The sequence below is a fragment of the Pseudomonas sp. PDM32 genome (genome assembly GCF_019219225.1).
Classification (GTDB): domain Bacteria; phylum Pseudomonadota; class Gammaproteobacteria; order Pseudomonadales; family Pseudomonadaceae; genus Aquipseudomonas; species Aquipseudomonas laurylsulfatiphila.
On the sequence record NZ_JAHUWE010000011.1, the window covers coordinates 258,977 to 281,488 of the forward strand.

Sequence of the window (22,512 nt, forward strand, 5' to 3'; positions counted from 1 at the left end):
TGTTTCGGTCTTCTTGACTTCACGTTACTACCCCCGAAAACACTACCAGGACCCGCCGCGGGCTCCCGTAAAAACGGGCAGCCCGTGACGCCGCCTAATCCATTCGGTCGCCCCTCATTCGGGGTAGGAGAGACGCCAGAACGAGATACCGCATGCGACTGCAAGGTAGACCTCCATGAAAACTTCACTCACTTCACAAGAGATCAAAGTCACTTTTTGCACTGTATCGAGTTCACTTCTGCTGTGTTCCTCCATTGAACTGCTCGCTGCCACTGCCGAACAGGAAACAGCGCCGTGGTATCGCCAGGACATCCCGACTATCGGTCTGACTACCCTTGCAACAACCTGGCCCGGTCAATTCAGCGCTCATCCCGATCTGCGCAGTTCCAGCCTGACCACCGAAGACGCCGCGCCCTCGGCCTGGGACCAACTCTACGGCCAGCCCTCCCGCCAGGCACAAGCCGATTACCTTTCCCAGGGACTGGCCGTTCCCGGCACCCACGAACTCAAAGGTCCGGCGTTCCTCACCCTGCAAAGTGCCAGCGGCCATACGCAAAGGGTCGGTCTGGTCGGCGGTACGAGTCAGTACCAGCTCAACAACAAGGGCGCGCCGATCACCCCGGCCATGTCCGACCCCAACCACGACACGCTCAACCTCCAGGGGCAAAACCTCGGCGCCTATTGGAGCCTGACCGGTCCACAAGGCTGGCACGTCGACCTGACCGCCAGCGGCGGCCGGGTCAGCGGCGTCAGCCGCAACGAACAAGGGACCCGAAGGGCCACCGAGGGCAGCGCGATGACGCTGTCGGTGGAAGGCGGCTTCCCTATCGGTCTGGGTGAAAACTGGGTGATTGAACCCCAGGCGCAATTGATCAATCAGCGCATCACCCTGGACACCCCGTATGCAGGCTCGGGCAACGCCTCTTCCAGTGACCTGACTTCGTGGAGCGGTCGAGTCGGTGCGCACTTGAAAGGCAGTTACGACATCAGCGGGATGCCGGTCGAACCCTACGTGCGGACCAACTTGTGGCACACCGTGTACACCGGCAACACCGTGACCCTCGATCAGGTCGACAAGATCAGCAGCAGCCGCAAGTCCTCGACCGTCGAACTGGGCCTGGGTCTGGTCGCCAGGGTCACTCCGACCGTGAGTCTGTATGTTAGCGCTGACTACAGCAGCGACGTGGACGACAATGATTTGAATGGATTGATTGGCAGCCTGGGTGTGCGGATGCGCTGGTAAAACTGGTATTTCTTACAGTATCCACGGCATTGACGGCGGTGCATCGTAATGGACAAGTCCCCCTGATCGAGGCCGTCACGGATGTCTGTGGACCATGCGCATCACGGCACGCCCACCCTTGCGGTTTCAGACGCGCGCGGGCTGGCGGTCAGGGCCGTTCAATACCACCGGCGGCTAGCGACCGACCCGGCTGAGACACGGGTCACGCATCAACGCTTCAATGCCGCCGGACGGCCCGTAGCCAGTCGTGATCCGTATCTGTTTGCCCTGGCGCAGAACGATGTGTCGGTGCCGGTGAACCTCAGCCAGGTGTTCAGCCTGTCCGGCGTGCCGTTGGCGAGTGACAGCGTCGACGCCGGGTGGCGAGTCGCGTTGCAAGGTGCTGCCGGGCAAACCGTTGAGCGTTGGGACGGTCGTGGCAGCTGCACGCTGACTGAGTTCGATGCACTGTTGCGCCCCGTGGCGGTGCGAGAGCGTGGCGACGATAGCGCTGAACACGTGATTGAGCGCTTTACCTATGCAGGGGTTGATGCCGAATCAGCCGTGCACAACCTCTGCGGCCATCTGATCCGCCATGACGATCCGGCCGGCACGCTGCACCTGAAGGAATTGGGGCTCGGCGGTGCAGTGCTGCAACAGGTTCGGCACTTCTTGCGCGATGCCGACACACCGGATTGGCCTGCGAGCGAAGCCGCCCGCGACGCCCTGCTCGAAACCGGCGATGGCGCCACCACGTCCCATGTCTACTCGCCAGGCGCCGAACCACTCCAGCAAACGGATGCGTTGGGCAACCGCCAGCGCTTTGCCTACACCGCCGCCGGCGAATTGAAAGACACCCGGTTGACCTTGGTCGGTGAGGACGAGATAACGCTGGTCAGCGATCTCCGTTACAACGCCTCCGGCCAGATCGAGGCGGAAACCGCCGGCAACCGCGTCATCACCCGTCATCGCTACGACCTCGCGGACGGACGCCTCCTTGGCTTGAGCGCGCACAAAGCCGATGGCACCCCCCTTCAAGACTTGCGCTACAGCTACGACGCCACCGGCAACGTACTAAGCCTCGAAGACGCCGCCCAACCGATTCGCTACTTCAACAACCAGCGCATCGAACCGCTCAAGACCTACCGCTACGACACCCTCGATCAACTGATCGAAGCCAGCGGCCGGGAAGCCAAAACCGGCCACGGCGGCCCCGCCCTGCCCGACCTGCATCCCCTGCCCCCCGACCCCAGCCAAGTCGCCAACTACACCCAGACCTACCACTACGACGCTGGCGGCAACCTGCTGGACCTGGTGCACGTCGGCGCCCAGCCCCACGGCCGCACTTTGACCCGCGCCAAATACAGCAACCGCTGCCTGCCCGAGCGCAACGGCCGGCCACCGACTGAAGCGGAAATCGCTGCAAGCTTCGATGCCAATGGCAATCTACGGGAACTGCAAGCCGGCCAGACGCTGGAGTGGGACTTGCGCAATCAACTGACCGTCGTGCGCCCGGTGGTGCGCGACAACGCGGAGGATGACTACGAACGCTATATCTACGATGGCGGAGGCCAACGTGTACGCAAGCTCCGCGCGAACCAGACCAATGCCCGCACGCTGATCAGCGAAGTGCGCTACCTGCCCGGCGTGGAGATCCGTAGTCATGGCGGCACGGGTGAAATCCTTCATGTGATCACTGCCAGCGCCGGTAGCAACAGCGTGCAGGTGCTGCATTGGGTCGCCGGACAGCCCAAGGACATCGCCAACAATCAAGTGCGCTACAGCCTCAACGACCACTTGCAGTCCAGCGCCCTGGAACTGGACCAGAACGCCGACCTGATCAGCCAGGAATGGTATTACCCGTTTGGTGGTACGGCGTGTTTTGCTGCCCGATCGGACACCGAAGCCAAGTACAAGACCGTGCGTTATTCGGGTAAGGAGCGGGACGCGACGGGGCTTTATTACTATGGGTTCAGGTATTACGCGCCGTGGTTGCAGCGGTGGATTAATCCAGATCCGGCCGGCGACGTCGACGGGCTCCAGCGCTATCGGTTTGTGCGTAACAATCCCGTGACCTATATCGATAGATGGGGATTGCATCCCGAAGCACACGAAGAAGCCAACCAAGCCTACACCCATATGTTGGGGCACGGCCGAGTATGGCAAGAACAGTGGAAGGAGCCGTGGACACCCCATTCAGGGGAAAGTAGTTTGCAGGCGATTGAGCGCCTATCCAAGCACAATGTACGAAAGCTCGAAGGTGAATTGGAGACAGAAGGCCAGCGCCAGCTCGCGACTCGCATCCAGAACCTCTCGCGCGACAATTACATCCTGACGCATTTCAGTCAGACACATTTCGTGGACGAGCACGGCGTGGAGTTTTTATCGCGGCAAAATGTGCTGGGTAAAATCATTGACGGCGTTGATGCCTATAACCTTTTGACCCATTCGGCAGAGGAGGATCTCAACGACCTGGCGACTGATCAATTTGTATTCTTCTCGATGGATACCCAAGCTGGTAAGAAACAGACGTCAAAGTTTGGTGCACATCGCTACGAAGTGCCCCTGGGGGTCTTGGGCGAACGCTACCAGTATAGTCACCTGGAACTGACGGACCTAGTCAACCCCAACTATCGACAGACTAATCGGGTGCAAAATTTATCCTGGTACAAAGAAGATGTTAACTCCCGGACCGGTACGCGGAACACACAAGATTTTAAAGACAGAGAAGGTCTTGAGGAACTGACCGCCGTGAACGCCGTGTTTTATGGCCAGCAAATGCTGGCTGGCCTGGGACTTAGAATTGCCGCGGACCTACCGAGCCTGAACGACGCCACCCAAGAGGCCGTGATCGAATGGACCGCCGCTGATCGCCCCGTCGAAAATATCGGTGAGGTAATCAACACCTTCTATCGCCCCCAGATCGTGGTCCCGGGACGGTTGCCGTTGACCAAAGGACAATTCAGTTACTACGCGCCATAATCGAACCACCCCCGTTAGACCCGCAGACTCGACTCTCTCTAGGTAAACTCCTCACCGCAATTGCTATGGTTCGATCCGGTAGAAGTCACTACACCGAGTCCTGCCATCGCTCGGCGTCTATTCGGAAATCACCTCACCACTGTTGCCGTAATAGAACCTGATATAGATGGACGAATCGCTGTTGAGCACCTCGCTCCACTATCCGGTAAACGGCACCCTCGACGCGATACGTCTAGCGCGACACCGGTGTGAATTTAGCCACCACTGGCGCCGGTTAGCCTTCTTCGCTCCAGCGAGGCACCCCATGGATATGTTGGTTAAAACTGGTATTTCTTACAGTATCCAAGACTCTGGTGGTGATGCATTGTGATGGCAGCCTCCCTGATCAAGGCCATCACCCATGCCTTTGGATTATGTGCATAGCGGCACCTCCACCCTTGCAGTCATCGACCCGCGTGCTCTGGCGCTCAGGGCGGTGCAGTTCCATCGGCGGCAGGCGACCGACCCGGCTGAGGCGCGGGTCACGCATCAACGCTTCAATGCCGCCGGACGGCCCGTGGCCAGTCGTGATCCGTATCTGTTTGCCCTGGCGCAGAACGATGTGTCGGTGCCGGTGAACCTCAGCCAGGTGTTCAGCCTGTCCGGCGTGCCGTTGGCGAGTGACAGCGTCGACGCCGGGTGGCGGGTCGCGTTGCACGGTGCTGCCGGGCAAATCGTTGAGCGTTGGGATGGTCGTGGTAGCTGCACGCTGACTGAGTTCGATGCGCTGTTGCGCCCCGTGGCGGTGCGAGAACGTGGCGACGATAGCGCTGAACTGGTCGTTGAGCGTTTTACCTATGCAGGGGTTGATGCTGACACAGCCGTGCACAACCTCTGCGGTCAACTGATCCGCCATGACGATCCGGCCGGCACGCTGCACCTGAAGGAGCTGGGGCTCGGCGGCGCGGTGCTGCAACAGACCCGGCACTTCTTGCGCGATGCCGACACACCGGATTGGCCTGCGAGCGAAGCCGCCCGCGACGCCCTGCTCGAAACCGGCGATGGCGCCACCACGTCCCATGTCTACTCGCCAGGCGCCGAACCCCTCCAGCAAACGGATGCGTTAGGCAACCGCCAGCGCTTTGCCTACACCGTCGCCGGCCAATTGAAAAACACTCGATTGACCCTGGTCGGTGAGGACGAGATCACGCTGGTCAGCGCTCTCCATTACAACGCCTCCGGCCAGATCGAGTCGGAAACCGCCGGCAACCGCGTCATCACCCGCCATCGCTACGACCTCGCGGACGGACGCCTGATTGGCTTGAGCGCGCACAAAGCCGATGGCACGCCCCTTCAAGACTTGAGCTACAGCTACGACGCCGTCGGCAACGTGCTAAGCCTCGAAGACGCCGCTCAACCGATCCGCTACTTCAACAACCAGCGCATCGAACCGCTCAAGACCTACCGCTACGACACCCTCGATCAACTGATCGAAGCCCGCGGCTGGGAAGCCAAAACCGGCCACGGCGGCCCCGCCCTGCCCGACCTGCAACCCCTGCCCCCCGACCCCAACCAAATCGCCAACTACACCCAGACCTACCACTACGACGCTGGCGGCAATCTGCTGGATCTGGTGCACGTCGGCGCCCAGGCCCCCGGCCGCCTTTTGACTCGCGCCAAATACAGCAACCGCTGCCTGCCCGAACGCAACGGCCGGCCACCGACTGAAGCGGAAATCGCTGCCGGGTTCGATGCCAATGGCAACCTGCGGGAACTGCAAGCTGGCCAGGTGATGGAGTGGGACTTGCGCAATCAACTGACCGTCGTGCGCCCGGTGGTGCGCGAGGAAGCTGAGGACGACTACGAACGCTATGTCTACGACGGCGGCGGACAACGTGTACGCAAGCTCCGCGCGAACCAGACCAATGCCCGCACGCTAATCAGCGAAGTGCGCTACCTGCCCGGCGTGGAGATCCGTAGTCATGGCGGCACGGGTGAAATCCTTCATGTGATCACTGCCAGCGCCGGTAGCAACAGCGTGCAGGTGCTGCATTGGGTCGCCGGACAGCCCAAGGACATCGCCAACAATCAAGTGCGCTACAGCCTCAACGACCACTTGCAGTCCAGCGCCCTGGAACTGGACCAGAACGCCGACCTGATCAGCCAGGAATGGTATTACCCGTTTGGTGGTACGGCGTGTTTTGCTGCCCGATCGGACACCGAAGCCAAGTACAAGACCGTGCGTTATTCGGGTAAGGAGCGGGACGCGACGGGGCTTTATTACTATGGGTTCAGGTATTACGTGCCGTGGTTGCAGCGGTGGATCAATCCGGATCCGGCGGGGAATGTAGATGGGATGAATTTATTCAGAATGGTCAAAAACAACCCAATTACTTACTTTGATAAAAAAGGAAAAATTCCAGAGAACTTCAACCCACAACAATACCTAGAAAACTTCAAATACGTCATGAAAGAAGACCTTAATCGCAACCATTTTTTCTACCGTGACGCCAATAGGCAGGCAGTTTCTTACTATCTCGAAGAATTAGAAAACTTCGAAAACCTATCCACTAGCCAGGATCAGTGGAATTTTCAGGCCACAATTCAAAATCTAACTGAAAAATTATTTCCTCGCTCTGCGGAGTCAAGAATATTTTACGCACACAGAAAGGCATTTATAAGGCTTCATGACATTTTAACGACCGCCAAAAACTTCCATTCATTTGATGAAATTCCAGTGCCTCCACTGAATCCGGATCCGAGGCACGGAAGTACAAATAGGTCTGGTTTTACTTATAGAAGTGAAAACCCACAAAGCTCAGAAAAACCCCATCACGGCGCTAGGAGCGAGGGTGCCAGGCACTCCCGCTCAAGTAGAAGGAGTCGCACTGAGCAGTCATTTGCCACCATCCACCCCCTAACACTTCCACAAGGTACCGACAGTGTGATTGTCGAGGGTTATCAACTAGCTATAAAAATCATCAACAACCAAAAAAATCTGGATGACATATTCCCCACGAAAGACGCAGCCGAAAAAAGAATAACTTACTTGCAAGTCGTTCGTCTCATACACCCAGATAAGCTTACGCTTGATGGCACTCCAGAAGTGGCCGCTGCTGCTACCCAAGCGTTCCAATTATTCTCCAATTGGTCATCCCCTCAAGATCACCGTACTCGCTCTCCCTCTCCTGCAGCGAGAAGCGGACCGCCAAGCCCACCGCCAGACTATTAAAAGCAGCACATATTAAATTTAGTTATTTCATATCAACCAAAAAACTGAGCTGCTAGCGCCTACTAGCAGCTCAAAGTTAATTTGGGAATAAGTCGGTACTTACTATAAAGCCTATGACTTGTTCACCCCTCCGGCCTCAACACCAACACCGCCAACGGCGGCAAATTCAACACCAGCGACAACGCCTGCCCATGGCTCGGCGTTTCCTCGGCCATCGCCCCACCGCTATTGCCGTAATTGGACCCCGCATAGATCGACGAATCACTGTTGAGCACCTCGCTCCACTGCCCGGCAAACGGCACCCCAACCCGATAAGCCTCACGCGGCACCGGCGTAAAGTTCGCCACCACCAACACTGGCCGGCCGTCCTTGCTCCAGCGCAGCCAGGCATAAACGCTATTGATCGCATCATCGCCGATCAGCCATTGGAAACCCTGCGGCACATCGTCCTGCTCATGCAGCGCCGGTTCTTCGCGGTACAGGCGATTGAGGTCGCCGACCAGTTTCTGCACGCCCTTGTGCTCGGAGTACTGCAGCAAGTACCAGTCCAGTTGCTGGTCGTGGTTCCACTCGCGCCATTGGCCGAATTCACAGCCCATGAACAGCAGCTTCTTGCCCGGATGCGCCCACATGAAACTCAGGTAGGCCCGCAGGTTGGCGAATTTCTGCCAGCGGTCTCCGGGCATTTTGTCGATCAGCGAGTGCTTGCCGTGTACCACTTCGTCGTGGGAGATCGGCAGGATGAAGCGCTCGGACCAGGCGTACACCAGGCCAAAACTCAGCTCGTTGTGGTGATGGGCGCGGTACACCGGGTCCTGTTGAATGTAATGCAGCGAATCGTGCATCCAGCCCATGTTCCATTTGTAGGCAAAGCCCAGGCCACCCTGTTGCGTGCCCTGGCTGACGCCTGGCCATGCGGTGGATTCCTCGGCGATCACCAGGGCACCGGGTGCTTCCAGGGCGACCACATCGTTGAGGTGGCGCAGGAAGTCGATGGCTTCCAGGTTCTCCCGCCCGCCATGGCGGTTCGGCACCCACTCGCCGGCTTTGCGCGAGTAGTCGCGGTACAGCATCGAGGCCACGGCATCGACGCGCAGGCCATCGACGTGGAAATGCTTGAGCCAGTGCAGCGCCGACGCCAGCATGTAGCCGTGCACTTCGGTGCGCCCCAGGTTGTAGATCAGCGTGTCCCAATCCTGGTGGAAACCTTCCTGCGGGTTGCCGTACTCGTACAGGGCCGTACCGTCGAACTGGGCGAGGCCGTGGGTATCGGTGGGGAAATGCGCCGGCACCCAGTCGAGAATCACCCCGATGCCGGCCTGGTGGCAGGCGTTGACGAACGCGGCGAACTGGTCCGGCGTGCCATAACGCGCACTCGGCGCGAATTGCGACAGCAACTGATAACCCCACGAACCGCCGAACGGGTGTTCCATGATCGGCATCAGTTCGATGTGGGTGAAGCCCAAGTCTTTGACATAGGGAATCAGTCGCTCGGTCAGTTCCGGCCAGGTGTACTGGCGGGCCACTTCACCCAGGTCGTCCAGCTCACATTGCCACGAACCGGCGTGCAATTCGTAGATCGACAAGGGCGCCGTCACCCGCTGATGGTCGCCACGGGACAGCATCCAGTCCTGGTCCTGCCAGTCGATTTTCAGCGGCGAGGCGACTTTCGAGGCGGTGTCCGGTGGCAGGCTGGTGGCCAGCGCCATCGGGTCGGCCTTCAGCGGCAGAATGCCGTGGGCACCGAGAATTTCGTATTTATAGGCGTCCCCCGCTTGCAGGCGCGGGATGAACAACTCCCAGACACCGGTGGGATGCCGCAGGCGCATCGGATGGCGGCGCCCGTCCCAGACGTTGAAATCACCCACCACCGACACCCGCCGGGCATTCGGCGCCCACACCGCGAAACGCACACCGTCGACGCCGTCCACCGTCTTGAACTGGGCACCGAGGCACGCACTGAGGTCGCGGTGATTGCCTTCGGCAAACAGGTACAAATCCATGTCGCCCAGCAACGGGCCGAAGCTGTAAGGGTCTTCGGCCGTCTGCTCACCACCGGCCCAACGGGTGCGCAGCAGATACGCTTGTGCGCGGTCGAAATGCCCGACAAACAACCCCGGCGTTTCTGTGGCTTGAAGACTCCCAAGCGCTTCGCCCGAGTCCCTGGCCAGAACTTCCACACTCAGGGCGCCTGGCAGATAGGCGCGGATGAACTGTCCACCGGCACCATCACCGTGGGGGCCAAGTATGGCAAAGGGATCGATATGCTCGGCACGCACCAAGGCATCGATATCCCGTGCGCCGGGCAGCAGCGCTTCTTTGTGATGACCCTGTTCCTTGTTCGAGACACTCATGACTACTCTCCACCAAGATCGGAAAAGGGTTTAAGCCCACTCAATAATCCATATAAACCGTGCAACGGCACGGGCAACCAGGTGGGGCGATTTTCCGCCTCATAGGCCACTTCATACGCCGCCTTCTCCAGACCGAACAACGCCAGCGCAGCGTCCTCGCCTTCGGGATCTTGCCATGCATGGGCAAGACTAGCTGCCGCCAGCCGATAGGCGTCGACAAATGCTGTTCGCGCTTCACTCAAATAGCGCTCGGTGACCCGCACACGCGCGGCATCGGCCGCCGCCGTGTTATCGACGTTGTGCACGTTGATCGCCATTGCCGCCGCATAGTCGAAGGAACGCAGCACGCCACTGACATCCTTGTACGGGCTGTGTTTGCCCCGACGTTCATGCAAGGGCCGCGCCGGTTCCCCTTCGAAGTCGATCAAGTACGCATCGCCCTTGATCACCAGCACCTGGCCCAGATGCAGGTCGCCATGCACGCGAATGCGCAAGCCGCCCGCAGTCTTTTTACCCAACGCTTGTACATGTCCGAGAATGGCTTTTTTGTTGTCCAGTAAATGGCTGACCAGGGTCTGGTCCGCCGAGGTCAGTTGATGTTGATGCTGCTTGAGCAAGTTCAGCGCGTGCTCGATTTGCGTTGCGACATCCTTGGCCGAGGCCAGCGCGTCCTTCTTCGTGGTGACCTGCGGCAAGAAGTCCGGGTTGGCATTGGGCGCCGCCAGCACCTGATGCATTTCCCCCAGGCGCCGGCCCAGCATACCGGCAAAATCTTTCAGTTCGCCGAGCGCGTTGTAGTGTTGCTCCTGCTCGGACATGGCGTCGGCCAGTTCATCGCGCAGCGCCCGTTCGAGGTTGTTTTGCGTCCATTCCCAGGCATCGCCCTGATTGTTCAGGTAGCCCTGGGCGATCATCAGCAGGTTGTCTTCACCCGCCCCGTCCCGGCGCACCACGGCCCCCAGCAGTGGCGAGATATTGCTGAACCCGGCTGCGGTCAGACAGGCGCTCATTTCCAGCTCAGGATGCACGCCACTGGCGACCTTGCGGATCAGCTTGAGTACCATGCTGTTGCCGATCACCACCGAGCTGTTGGACTGCTCCGCCGACAGGTAGCGCACCGGTGACTCGGCATTGAGGCCGAGTTTTTCCAGTTCGGCGGTGGCCTCGAAACGAATGTCGCCATCGCTGCAGGCCAATACGGTACCGGCCTGAATCCCTTGCAATACGGCATGCACGAAGGATTCCAGGCTGAAGGCATCGGTGATCAGGCCGACCTGGCGTCCGCGCCGTACCCGCGACAGCGCCAGTTGCTGCGGCAACGGCGTACCGACCTGATCCTCGGAGATAAAGCCGAACGGCAACTGATAGCGACTGCTCTGGCCAGCGCTGGTGACATTGATCTCACTGAACAGCACCGGATGTTGCGCATCGCCGAAGCGCACGCCGTAGGCCAGATCGACCTGCTCGATGGCGGCATCCTTGCCGGCGAACCAGCGACGATTCTGCAGCCAGCTTGGCAGGATGCTCTGCTCAAGGGTGTGGCGTGACGGCGCTTCGAGCAGTTCCTCCATGCGCTTTTTCAGCACCAGCGTGGTGAAGTCCGGCAGGCTTTGTGCGGGTTCCACATGCCAGCTGGGCATCTGGTTTTCCGCGGCGAGGCCGAACCAGTAAAAGCCGTAGGGCGCGAGGGTCAGGAGGAAATTCAACTGGCCGATGGGCGGGAACGCGTTACCCCCGAGCATCTCCACCGGCACCATGCCGACGTAGGCCGACAAATCGAGCTCGGCGGCCTGGGCACTGCGCGAGACGTTGGCCACGCACAGGATGATTTCGTGTCTGCCGTCCGCCCCGGTGTATTCACGGGTGTAGGCCAGAATTCGCCGGTTGCTCGGCGACAGCATCTTCAATGTACCGCGCCCGAAGGCCTTGGATTGCTTGCGCACGGCGAGCATGCGCCGGGTCCAGTTCAACAGCGAATGCGGGTCGCCAGCCTGGGTTTCGACGTTGACCGACAGATAGCCGTATTGCGGGTCCATGATCGGTGGCAGCACCAGGCTGGCCGGGTCGGCGCGGGAGAAACCGCCGTTGCGGTCGATGGACCATTGCATCGGCGTGCGCACGCCATCGCGGTCGCCGAGGTAGATGTTGTCACCCATGCCGATCTCGTCGCCGTAATACAGGGTCGGCGTGCCGGGCATCGACAGCAACAGGCTGTTGAGCAGTTCGACCCGGCGTCGATCACGCTCCACCAGCGGCGCCAGGCGCCGGCGAATCCCCAGGTTGATCCGCGCCCGGCGGTCGGCGGCGTAGTAATTCCACAGGTAATCGCGCTCCTTGTCGGTGACCATCTCCAGGGTCAGTTCATCGTGGTTGCGCAGGAAGATCGCCCATTGGCAGTTGGCGGGGATATCCGGAGTCTGGCGCAGAATGTCGGTGATCGGAAAGCGATCTTCCTGGGCCAGCGCCATGTACATGCGCGGCATCAACGGGAAGTGAAAGGCCATGTGGCATTCGTCGCCGTTCAGGCCTTTCCTGTCGGTGTCACCGAAGTACAGCTGGGTGTCCTCCGGCCACTGATTGGCTTCCGCCAGCAGCATGCGGTCGGGGTAATTGGCATCGATTTCGGCGCGGATCTGTTTCAGGACATCGTGGGTTTCCGGCAGGTTTTCGTTGTTGGTGCCGTCGCGCTCGATCAAGTAGGGAATCGCATCCAGGCGCAAGCCGTCGATGCCCATGTCGAGCCAGTAACGCATCACCGACAGCACCGCTTTCATGACTTGCGGGTTATCGAAATTCAGGTCCGGCTGGTGGGAGTAGAAACGGTGCCAGAAGTATTGGCCGGCGACCGGGTCCCAGGTCCAGTTGGACTTCTCTGTATCGAGAAAGATGATGCGGGTGCCGTCGTATTTCTGATCGTCGTCGGACCACACGTAGAAGTCCCGCGCCGCCGACCCGGGTTTGGCCTTGCGTGCGCGCTGGAACCACGGATGCTGGTCGGAGGTGTGGTTGATGACCAGTTCGGTGATCACCCGCAGGCCGCGTTTGTGAGCCTCGGCAATGAAACGCCTGGCATCGGCCATGGTCCCGTAGTCACTGTGCACGCCGCGGTACTCGGCGATGTCATACCCGTCGTCGCGCCGTGGCGAGGGATAGAAGGGCAACAGCCAGATGGTGTTGACGCCCAGGTCGGCGATGTAGTCGAGCTTGGCGATGAGACCGGGAAAGTCGCCGATTCCGTCGTTGTTGGAGTCGAAATACGATTTGACGTGTACTTGATAGATCACCGCATCCTTGTACCAGAGCGGGTCCTTGATGAACGTGGCTGCCTTGGGTTTCTTCGCCATGTGAAACTCCTGGTGAATTCAACTTTGGCCACAGGTTGAACCCCAGTGGTGAAGGGCTTACCTGTGGCGAGGGGGCTTGCCCCCGTTCGGCTGCGAAGCAGTCGTCAATACAGCGACTCGGTGTTGTTGAAAGAAAAAGCGGGGGTCGCTTCGCGACCCAACGGGGGCAAGCCCCCTCGCCACAGACAAGCTCCCTCGCCACAGAGGTTGTGGTGTGCTCAAGAGGCGGTAATGCGCCAGATCCCGAACGGCTGGTACGCCGGGTCGATCCGCATGAACTGATGCTTGCCATGCCAGGTCCAGCGATGGCCATTCATCAGGTCTTCGCCCTGGGTGCTGGCGTCGTCAGGCAAACCCATTTCCCACAGCGGCAACTCGAAATTCGCCTCCTGCACGTTGTGCGGATCAAGGCTGACCGCCACCAGAATAAAGTTGCTGCCGTCAAAGCTGCGTTTGCCGAAGTACAGGATGTTGTCGTTCCAGGCGTTGTAGACCTTCAGGCCCAGATGCGTGTGCAGCGCCGGGTTCTGCCGGCGGATGCGGTTGAGCTGGGCAATCTCGGCAATGATGTTGCCCGGCGCATTGAAGTCCCTGGGGCGGATCTCGTACTTCTCGGAGTCGAGGTACTCCTCCTTGCCCGGCACCGGTGCCGACTCGCACAACTCGAAACCCGAATACATGCCCCACAGGCCCGAACCCATGGTCGCCAGCACAGCACGGATGAGAAACCCGGGACGCCCGGATTCATGCAGGAACGCCGGGTTGATGTCCGGTGTATTGACGAAAAAATTCGGCCGGTAGCACTCGCGCCACGGCGACTCGTTGAGTTCGCTGAAGTAGGTCGCCAGTTCGGCCTTGGTGTTGCGCCAGGTGAAGTAGGTGTAGCTCTGGGAGTAACCGACCTTGCCCAGGCGCGCCATCATCGCCGGAGTAGTAAAGGCCTCGGCCAGGAAGATCACTTCGGGGTACAGCGCCCGTACATCGGCGATCAGCCATTGCCAGAACGGCAGCGGCTTGGTGTGCGGGTTATCGACGCGAAAGATCTTCACGCCCTCCTCGACCCAGCCCACCACGATGTCGCGCAGCTCCACCCACAGGCTCGGAATCGCCTCGGGGGCATAGAAGTCAACGTTGACGATGTCCTGGTATTTCTTCGGCGGGTTCTCCGCGTACTTGATCGTGCCGTCGGGCCGCCAGTTGAACCAGCCGGGGTGTTGCTTGAGCCACGGGTGGTCCTGGGAGCACTGGATGGCGAAGTCGAGGGCGATTTCCAGGCCATGGGCCGCAGCGGCCGAGACCAGTCGGCGGAAGTCTTCGCGAGTCCCCAACTGTTTGTGAATCGCCTCGTGCCCGCCCTCCTCGCTACCGATCGCATAAGGACTGCCCGGATCATCGGGACCTGCCGTCAGTGAGTTGTTCGGGCCTTTGCGGTAGCTGCGCCCGATTGGGTGGATCGGCGGGAAATACAGCACGTCGAAGCCCATGTCGTGGATCATCGCCAGCCGTGAATGCACGTCGTTGAAAGTACCGTGGCGTTCCGGGCTGTCGGTGATCGAACGCGGAAACAACTCATACCAACTGGCGAACTGCGCCAGCTCGCGCTCCACATCCACCGGGTACTCCGGGCTCAGGCTCAGGTAGGCACGATGATCAACGCGGGCCATGAGGTCGACGCTACGCGGGTGCAAAAACAGTGCGACCTGCTCGGTTTCGAGCAGTCCTGCCAGTTCATGGTGCAATGCCGCCAATTGCTCGCTGAGTTGCCCTTCACTGCGCTCGGCGGCTTGCTGCACCTGGATCCGCCCTTCCTGCAATTCGAGGCTGACGGGCACCGCTGCCAAATGCTTCTTTTCCAGTTCGTAGCGAAAACTGGCGAACTGATCGATCCAGGCTTCGATACAGAACAGGTAACGGCCCTGACTGTTCACCCGGAACTGCCCCTGCCAGCCGTTGTTGCCCAGATCCTGCATGACCCCGCTTTGCCAGACGTCCTCGTCCTCGGCCCGCCAACGTACGCGTACCGCCAGCTTGTCATGCCCGTCGGCAAAGACCTTGGCCGTCACCACCACATCCTGCCCCACCACCGCCTTGACCGCGAACTGCCCGCCTTCAAGGGTCGGCATGATGTTTTCTATGACAATGCGCGGCAGCAACAGCGCCTGCGACAGCGGCATGTGCGGGTTGTAGCTCAACTCAGTCGGTTTTTCAGCCGTCATCGAGCCTCTCTCCTTACGCCCCATGGACGCGCTTGTGTCTGGTCGCTACCCCAACGGGCCATCCGCCCCGGGACGTACTCACTTAGGTTCCGAGCGATGGCTGGCGGGAAAAGTTCATCAGCAATTTGCGGAATCAAATCGTTCGCGCAGCAGTCCACCTACTTAAGCACGACTCACGCCATGTGCCACTGGAGGCTTGAACCATGACCAATCCATTCCCGGCAGAAACCCCCGATCCAAACATCGATAACCCGGTGATACCGCCGAGCGAGCCACAACCGGTGCCCGAACAGGACCCACCTGGCACAACCCCGCCGCCAAGGGAAGAACCGTCAGCGACGATGCCGCCGGTGATTGTGAATCCTGAATGAAGACAGTTGATCGTTCCTGCCTCGACACCAGGAACGATCATCAAAAATGAATGACACTTCCCAAGTACCTGTAGTACCGATCCTAAAGCGCCAATTCTGCCCGTCCGACACTTTACGAAACTTACATCTCGCGCCTTATATAGCCACCACTTCTTCAGCCTTGAGGGTGGTTAGCCATGAAAACGTTTTTTTCCAGCGTCAGCGAATTCACAAACAGAGGTAGCGCCCAGCACCACGCGCTAAACCGTGAACGACCACTCGACGGCTGGCCATTCCGTGAAAATATTCAACTACGAATTTCTTTGCTTCAAAGCCGAACGCAATCTCTCTGAACAATCAACCAAAAGCTCGATCATCAGGGAACTGGAGAAACATCTGCTGCACAGCGATATGGACTACAGCCAGCACGAACTCTCGGAAACGCAGAGCGACGAGCAGGATTCAGACTGTGAAGCGACTTGCGCAGACAGGGTGAATCCCTGACAGCTCCTAGGGTCGATGATCCTTGTCAATCAGCTTCACAATCCTCGGCATCACACTGAACACCCCCAGCGCCAACAGCGTGCTGAGCACTGCCGTCGCCTCCCGGCCCAGCCCGGTGGCGACGCCGATGGCGGCGGTCATCCACAGGCCGGCGGCGGTGGTCAGGCCCTTGACGTCGCTTTCGTCGCCGTCGCGGTTTTTCAGGATGGTGCCGGCCCCGAGAAAACCGATACCGGCAATCACGCCCTGCACGACCCGACTCATGGCATCGGCCTGTGAACCGGACATCTGCGGCACCAGCACGAACAGCGCCGCCCCCATCGCCACCAGCATGTGGGTGCGCACGCCAGCAGCCTTGCCCTGGTGTTCACGTTCGAACCCGAGAATTCCGCCCAGCACGGCGGCCATCAGCAGACGCACGGTCATCCGCGTCAATTGCGAGGCATCGGTGATGTCGGCGAACTCGGCTTGCAGGGTCACCCAGACTTCATGCCACCAGGCGTTCATAGTGTTGTCCTTGTGAGGAGCCATGGAGAGTGGACCGCAGCGACCATTAATCGGTCGCACAGAACGATGACCGGCAGTTGCGGCCTGAAACTTCAGATACCCCTGAAAAAGGATGCCGCCATGACCGTTCGCATCGAGAACCAGACCTGTTTTTTCACCACTGAAAATGGCGAACAGATTCGTCTGTGTCCTGACGTGACCATCGTCACCGATGGGCGCAAAGCCATGTCTGCGGTGGACATCGAGGGCCAACGCATCTACATCACCGAAGCGGAAGCCGACGCCTTGACCGTCGCAGGCGCGGTGGATGGACGCCGACACCTGAAAGCCAGCGACAGTGATTCGGTGATTTGACTGATGCTGATCAACACCCGCCGCAGCTGTTGTGCATAGGCGCTTGCACCTTTGTGCGATGGCTGCTTCAAGTTGTCGCAGTCCGGGCGAACACGGCCATCTGATCCGCTTTTTAATGCAATACCTGAGTCTGTTATGCAAACAGATCGCCGCTCATAGTGCTCATGCCTGATGGAGGCTGATGAGCGAAAGACCATGAGCGAGAGAATCCCCGTCCGAACCGTAGAAACATTCGAGCCTGCGCGTCCAAAGACGAAGGCCAAAACCAGTGATAACCTGATCCACACCCGCAGCTTCACCGGGCTTTTCCGCAACCTGCGCATCAGCGGCGCGGGTTTTCTGTTTTTGCTGTTTTTCGGCACCGTGTGGTTGAACTGGGGTGGCCGCCAGGCGGTGCTCTGGGATCTTTCCGAAAGTAAATTCCATATCTTCGGCGCAACTTTCTGGCCGCAGGACTTCATCCTGCTGTCGGCGCTGTTGATCATCGCCGCGTTCGGCCTGTTCGCGATCACCGTGTTTGCCGGCCGGGTCTGGTGCGGCTACACCTGCCCACAAAGTTCGTGGACCTGGATCTTCATGTGGTGCGAGAAAATCACCGAGGGCGAGCGCAACCAGCGGATCAAGCTGCAAGCCGCGCCGTGGGGCATCAACAAGCTGATGCGTCGCTCGGCCAAACACACCTTGTGGCTGGCCATCAGTCTATTGACCGGCCTGACCTTCGTCGGCTACTTCACCCCGATCCGGCCACTGGCCGAAGAACTGCTGACGTTGCAAATGAGCGGCGTCAGCCTGTTCTGGGTGCTGTTTTTCACCGGTGCCACCTACATCAATGCCGGCTGGCTGCGTGAAGCGGTGTGCATGCACATGTGCCCTTACGCGCGGTTCCAGAGCGTGATGTTCGACAAAGACACCCTGACCATTTCCTACGACGTGGCCCGTGGCGAAAACCGTGGCCCGCGCAAGCGCGAGGTCAAACCCGCCGAGGTCGGTTTGGGCGATTGCATCGATTGCCAGCTCTGCGTACAGGTCTGCCCGACCGGCATCGACATCCGCGATGGCTTGCAGATGGAATGCATCGGTTGCGCCGCGTGCATCGACGCCTGCGATTCGATCATGGACAAAATGGGCTACGCCCGAGGATTGATCAGCTATACCTCCGAGCATCAGTTGCAAGGTGGCAAGACGCACCTGCTGCGTCCGCGCCTGATCGGCTACACCGCCGTGCTGCTGGTGATGATCACCGCCCTGGTGGTGGCATTGGTGGAACGGCCGATGGTCTCGCTCGACGTCAGCAAGGACCGGGGCCTGTTCCGCGAAAACAGCCAGGGGCAGATCGAAAACATCTACAGCCTGAAGGTGATCAACAAGACCCAGCAGCGTCAGGACTATCAATTTAGTCTGGTCGATGCCGATGATTTCGAGTTGCAGGGCAAGACCCTGCTAAGCCTGGCGCCGGGCGAGATTGTCGACGTGCCGGTGTCGGTGGTGATGCTCAAGGAGCGTCCGGCCAGCGGTTCGCAGAGCATCGGCTTTGAAGTGGTCGACAGCGATGAGCCCGGCGTCTACAGCGTGGCGAAGAGCCGGTTTGTTGCGCCAATGAATCGCTGAGCCTTTAAGATGTTGACCTTTGTGGGATGCGGACTTGGATTGGCAATGCAATCCAAAGTGGCGAGGGAGCTTGCTCCCGCTGGGTCGCGAAGCGGCCCCAAAATGGGACTGCTGTGCAGTCCAGCGGGAGCAAGCTCCCTCGCCACAGGCCAGCCCCTTGCCACAGATAAGCTCCCTCGCCACAAAAGCTGATTGAATGATTTCCATGACGGGACACCGATGAAACGCTACGAAAAATTCGCCGACGACATCGCAGAACTGATCCGCTCCGGCGTCCTCGGACCCGGCCAGCGTGTGCCGTCAGTGCGCTACGCCAGCCAGACCTACGGCGTCAGCCCGTCGACGGTGTTCCAGGCCTACTACCTGCTGGAGCGTCGCGGGCTGATCCGCGCCCGTCCGCGCTCCGGCTATTTCGTCAATGCCCATGCGCCGCGACCGTTTTCCGAGCCGGTGATCAGCAGCCAGGTCAACGAATCCACGGAAGTCGACGTCAGCGAACTGGTGTTTTCGGTACTCGATTCGATCAAGGACCCAAACACCGTGGCCTTCGGCTCGGCATTCCCCAGCCCGACGCTGTTCCCCCTGCAACGCTTGTCCCGCTCCCTGGCCAGCGCCACCCGCGAGATGGACCCGCGCATGGTGGTCACTGACCTGTCGCCGGGCAACCCGCAGCTGCGCCGGCAAATCGCCCTGCGCTACATGGTCGGCGGACTGATGCTGCCCATGGAAGAACTGCTGATCACCAACGGCGCCCTGGAAGCCCTCAACCTGTGCCTGCAAGCGGTGACGCAGCCTGGCGACCTGGTGGCCATCGAAGCCCCTGCGTTCTACGCCTGCCTGCAAGTGCTAGAACGCCTGAAACTCAAAGCCGTGGAAATCCCCGTGCACCCGCGCGACGGCATCGACCTCGGCGTGCTCGAGCAAACCCTGGAGCGTCATCCGATCAAGGCCTGCTGGTGCATGACCAGCTTCCAGAACCCCATGGGCGCCACCGTGCCCGAAGCCAAGAAACAGCAGCTCGTCGAACTGCTGCGTCGCCACCAGGTGCCGCTGATCGAAGACGATGTCTACGCCGAACTGTATTACGGTCAACAAGCCCCGAAACCGGCCAAGGCCTTTGATACCGAAGGCCTGGTGATGCATTGCGGCTCGTTCGCCAAAAGCCTGGCCCCCGGCTACCGCATCGGCTGGGTCGCCGCCGGGCGCTACGCACAGAAAATCGAACGCCTGAAACTCATGACCTCTCTGTGCGCGTCCATGCCGGCGCAGGCCGCGATCGCCGATTACCTGCAACACGGCGGCTACGACCGGCACCTGCGTAAACTGCGTCATGCGCTGGAAGACCAGCAAGCCGCCATGCTCGCCGCCATCGCCCGCTACTTCCCGGCGCAGACGCGGGTCAGCCAACCAGCGGGCGGGTACTTTTTGTGGCTGGAATTGCCGGAGCTGATGGATTCGTTGAAGTTGTTTCAGATGGCGCTGGCGCAGGGGATCAGCATTGCGCCGGGGCCGATTTTTTCGCCGACGCAAAGGTTCAGGAATTGTATTCGGTTGAATTATGGGAGCCCGTGGGATGAGGCTGCGGAGAAGGCGATGGAGACGTTGGGGCGGATTGTGCGGTCGTTTTGAAACACATATTAACCTATTATGCATCCATACTCCTCTTGGAATACACTCTACTTAGAGCGCTCGAAATTGATGCAAAAGTGTCTGCATTCTTCAGTGCCATCTTTGTCCTTACTTCAGAACTCGCCTTAAATTTAGAAATAGACTTGTCTACTTTTTTAGTTTTTAGGGCGCGCATAAACTCAGGCTCCACATCGTCCGCCTCGACATCCCCACGCATCATTCTTTTCGACTCATAGATAAACTCTGACTGCTCAAATTTATCGTTAGGAGTCAAGCCATACTGATCGGTATAATTGTCAGAGTCACTTTTCTCCGCAAAGTCCATAAGATACCAATAATCTTTTGTATCAAGAGCCAAGTGCGAAATCTCATGAATTAAGATCAGAGCATTGGCTTCATCCGTTTTTACCCTTACAGAATCATCATTTAAATAAATCTTACTTCTTCTATCACCTCTAAACATTCTTGCATTAGAGTCCGCCCATTTACCCCCATCCAAAAGCACCACTTTTTGCGAGTCGGACTCATATCTACTCATGAAGCCTTTCATCTTTAGCAAATCATTTTCCAGCATAAATATGTCTTGCGAAGATACCTCCCCAACATACTCTTCAACAATATTTTTTTCAAATAAAGGATGTTGGATTTCCGCAACTGCATTTACCAAAATATTGTTAACCCTGAAAAATGCCGAGTCCAAATTTTTCGCCACCTCCGGTTGCCTCAACCTTATCTCTTCAAATCCACGCGCAACAACCAACCCTCTAATTCCATCATATTGTTCAATAACAAAATCATTGAAATCAGCTAAAATCGAACAGTCACCTAAACCGTCAAAATAACTTACCGGGCTACTCCTAACAAACCGATAAAAATTCAACCCATCCACATCACCCGCCGGATCCGGATTCAACCAGCGTTGTAACCACGGCGCGTAATACCGCGCGCCATAGTAATAGAGCCCTGAAACATCCCGTTCCTTACCCGAATAACGAATGGTCTTGTAACTGGTTTCCACTTCGTGCCGCCCCGCCAACCAAGCCGTTCCGCCGAAGGGGTAATACACTTCCTGGCTGATGGTTTTAGCCTGCGCATCGACTTCAAATGCACTCGACCCCAAGTGATCGTCAAAACAGTAACGCCACTGATCGTTGTCCAGCCCCGCAGGTGGCGGACTGTCCCAATGCAACAGGCGCACGCTGCAGCGCCCGGCCTGAACGCTGATCACCTGGAGCCGTTCTCCGGTGGCGCTATTGACGTGCAGTTCGATGCCCGGCAAATAACGCACCTCGGGCGTATGCACGATGGATTTCGCGGTAACCTCCCGGTATTTGCGCAGACGAGCGCCTTCGCTGTCGTAGACATACCTCTCGATGTCGTCGGCGCCTTCAATCCGTGCCACTTGAGTGACTTGGGCCAACTGATTACGCCCATTCCACTGCAAAGCCTGCCCAGGTTGCAGCTCCAGCAGATTGCCGCGATCATCGAACAGTTCGTCAATGGCCGGCTGGCCGGCTCGGTATTTCACGCTGCGATTGCTGTGCGATGCCACGCGCATGATCAAGGTGTCGTCTACCGCGCCGTGATGCAGACGCTGCAGCAGATTGCCCGCTTCATCGTAATAATAGGTCTCTGTGTAATTGCACCAGCGACTGGCGTCCGGCGGGCCGAATCCCTGCCACTCGGGCAATGCCGGCCCCAACGACGGCTTGGCGGTTTCCCAGCCGGTGGCGCTGATTAGCTGGTAGAGCGTGTCGTAGGCGAAGCGCCGCACCGGCTCGATGCGCTGATTGGCAAAGTACTGAATGGGCAGCGCCGCATCGGCGATTTCGCTGATGTTGCCAACCGGGTCGTAGCCGTAACTGAGTTTCTGCAAAAATCCCTGAGCGGGGCCGTGGGTATCGAGGTTCGTCAGGCGTCCATTGGCCGGGTCATAACCGCTGGAGGTGCGCATGCCATTGCCTGCCCGCTCCTGTTCTATCTGGCCAAAGGCGTTGTACTCGATGGCATTGACCAGCGTGTCGGCGGTGGATTGGCCGGAGCGTTGCAGCCCGACCGAATGCAGTTGCCCGGCGCGGTCATAGGTGAAATGTCGGGTATGACCTTTGGCGTCGGTTTGCTTAAGCACTTCGCCGGTGGGCGCGTAGGTCCACAACGACTGCGCGCCGTCGCCCGGCTCCAGCAAGCCGTCGCGGTCAGCTTCCTGGGTTGGCCAGTCGATAGGGGCAAAG

The 22,512-nt window shown here is 59.0% G+C and carries 13 protein-coding genes; 8 read left to right on the forward strand and 5 right to left on the reverse strand.

The window, feature by feature from the left end; all coding sequences use genetic code 11:
- Positions 1–175 precede the first annotated feature (175 nt).
- From KW846_RS21720 to KW846_RS21730, 3 genes are all read left to right on the forward strand, one after another.
- Positions 176–1,243 (forward strand): autotransporter outer membrane beta-barrel domain-containing protein, encoded by a 1,068-nt coding sequence (locus tag KW846_RS21720; RefSeq protein WP_218485121.1) that lies wholly within the window; start codon positions 176–178, stop codon positions 1,241–1,243.
- 81 nt (positions 1,244–1,324) lie between these two features.
- On the forward strand, positions 1,325–4,204 hold the full coding sequence (locus KW846_RS21725; RefSeq protein WP_256356818.1) for an RHS repeat-associated core domain-containing protein: 2,880 nt from the start codon (positions 1,325–1,327) through the stop codon (positions 4,202–4,204).
- A gap of 400 nt (positions 4,205–4,604) precedes the next feature.
- Positions 4,605–7,415 carry an RHS repeat domain-containing protein gene (locus tag KW846_RS21730; protein ID WP_256356819.1) on the forward strand — a complete coding sequence of 937 codons (2,811 nt, stop codon included), beginning with the start codon at positions 4,605–4,607 and terminating at the stop codon, positions 7,413–7,415.
- A gap of 122 nt (positions 7,416–7,537) precedes the next feature.
- Here KW846_RS21730 and glgB read toward each other — a convergent pair whose 3' ends face one another.
- The 3 genes from glgB to KW846_RS21745 form a co-directional block, all read right to left on the reverse strand.
- Positions 7,538–9,769 (reverse strand): 1,4-alpha-glucan branching protein GlgB, encoded by a 2,232-nt coding sequence (glgB, locus tag KW846_RS21735; protein ID WP_218485124.1) that lies wholly within the window; start codon positions 9,767–9,769, stop codon positions 7,538–7,540.
- 2 nt (positions 9,770–9,771) lie between these two features.
- On the reverse strand, positions 9,772–13,113 hold the full coding sequence (gene treS, locus KW846_RS21740; RefSeq protein ID WP_218485127.1) for a maltose alpha-D-glucosyltransferase: 3,342 nt from the start codon (positions 13,111–13,113) through the stop codon (positions 9,772–9,774).
- Positions 13,114–13,331: 218 nt separating this feature from the next.
- Positions 13,332–15,329 (reverse strand): alpha-1,4-glucan--maltose-1-phosphate maltosyltransferase, encoded by a 1,998-nt coding sequence (locus KW846_RS21745; RefSeq protein ID WP_218485128.1) that lies wholly within the window; start codon positions 15,327–15,329, stop codon positions 13,332–13,334.
- 203 nt (positions 15,330–15,532) lie between these two features.
- Between KW846_RS21745 and KW846_RS21750 the strand changes: the two genes are divergently transcribed.
- Together KW846_RS21750 and KW846_RS21755 are read left to right on the forward strand one after the other, a co-directional pair.
- Positions 15,533–15,700 (forward strand): hypothetical protein, encoded by a 168-nt coding sequence (locus KW846_RS21750; RefSeq protein WP_218485131.1) that lies wholly within the window; start codon positions 15,533–15,535, stop codon positions 15,698–15,700.
- Between the two features lie 246 nt (positions 15,701–15,946).
- Entirely contained in the window at positions 15,947–16,183 is a 237-nt protein-coding gene (locus KW846_RS21755; RefSeq protein WP_218485133.1) for a hypothetical protein, read from the forward strand.
- Positions 16,184–16,189: 6 nt separating this feature from the next.
- Here the strand turns inward: KW846_RS21755 and KW846_RS21760 are convergent, their stop codons facing one another.
- Positions 16,190–16,690 (reverse strand): MgtC/SapB family protein, encoded by a 501-nt coding sequence (locus KW846_RS21760; protein WP_007974382.1) that lies wholly within the window; start codon positions 16,688–16,690, stop codon positions 16,190–16,192.
- A 120-nt stretch (positions 16,691–16,810) separates the two neighbouring features.
- Here KW846_RS21760 and KW846_RS21765 point away from each other — a divergent pair, with 120 nt between their 5' ends.
- From KW846_RS21765 to mapR, 3 genes are all read left to right on the forward strand, one after another.
- The gene (locus KW846_RS21765) at positions 16,811–17,044 is read left to right on the forward strand and encodes a DUF3203 family protein (RefSeq protein ID WP_015095303.1); all 234 of its coding nucleotides are present in this window, start codon (positions 16,811–16,813) and stop codon (positions 17,042–17,044) included.
- 195 nt (positions 17,045–17,239) lie between these two features.
- Entirely contained in the window at positions 17,240–18,652 is a 1,413-nt protein-coding gene (ccoG, locus tag KW846_RS21770; protein WP_218485136.1) for a cytochrome c oxidase accessory protein CcoG, read from the forward strand.
- A 219-nt stretch (positions 18,653–18,871) separates the two neighbouring features.
- A complete protein-coding gene (gene mapR, locus KW846_RS21775) occupies positions 18,872–20,281 on the forward strand; it encodes a GntR family transcriptional regulator MpaR (RefSeq protein WP_218485137.1) in 1,410 nt (469 codons plus the stop codon).
- A gap of 16 nt (positions 20,282–20,297) precedes the next feature.
- On the opposite strand, the gene KW846_RS21780 is transcribed toward mapR, so the two are convergent.
- The coding region (locus KW846_RS21780) for an RHS repeat domain-containing protein (protein WP_218485139.1) at positions 20,298–22,512 on the reverse strand (2,215 nt) is incomplete at its 5' end.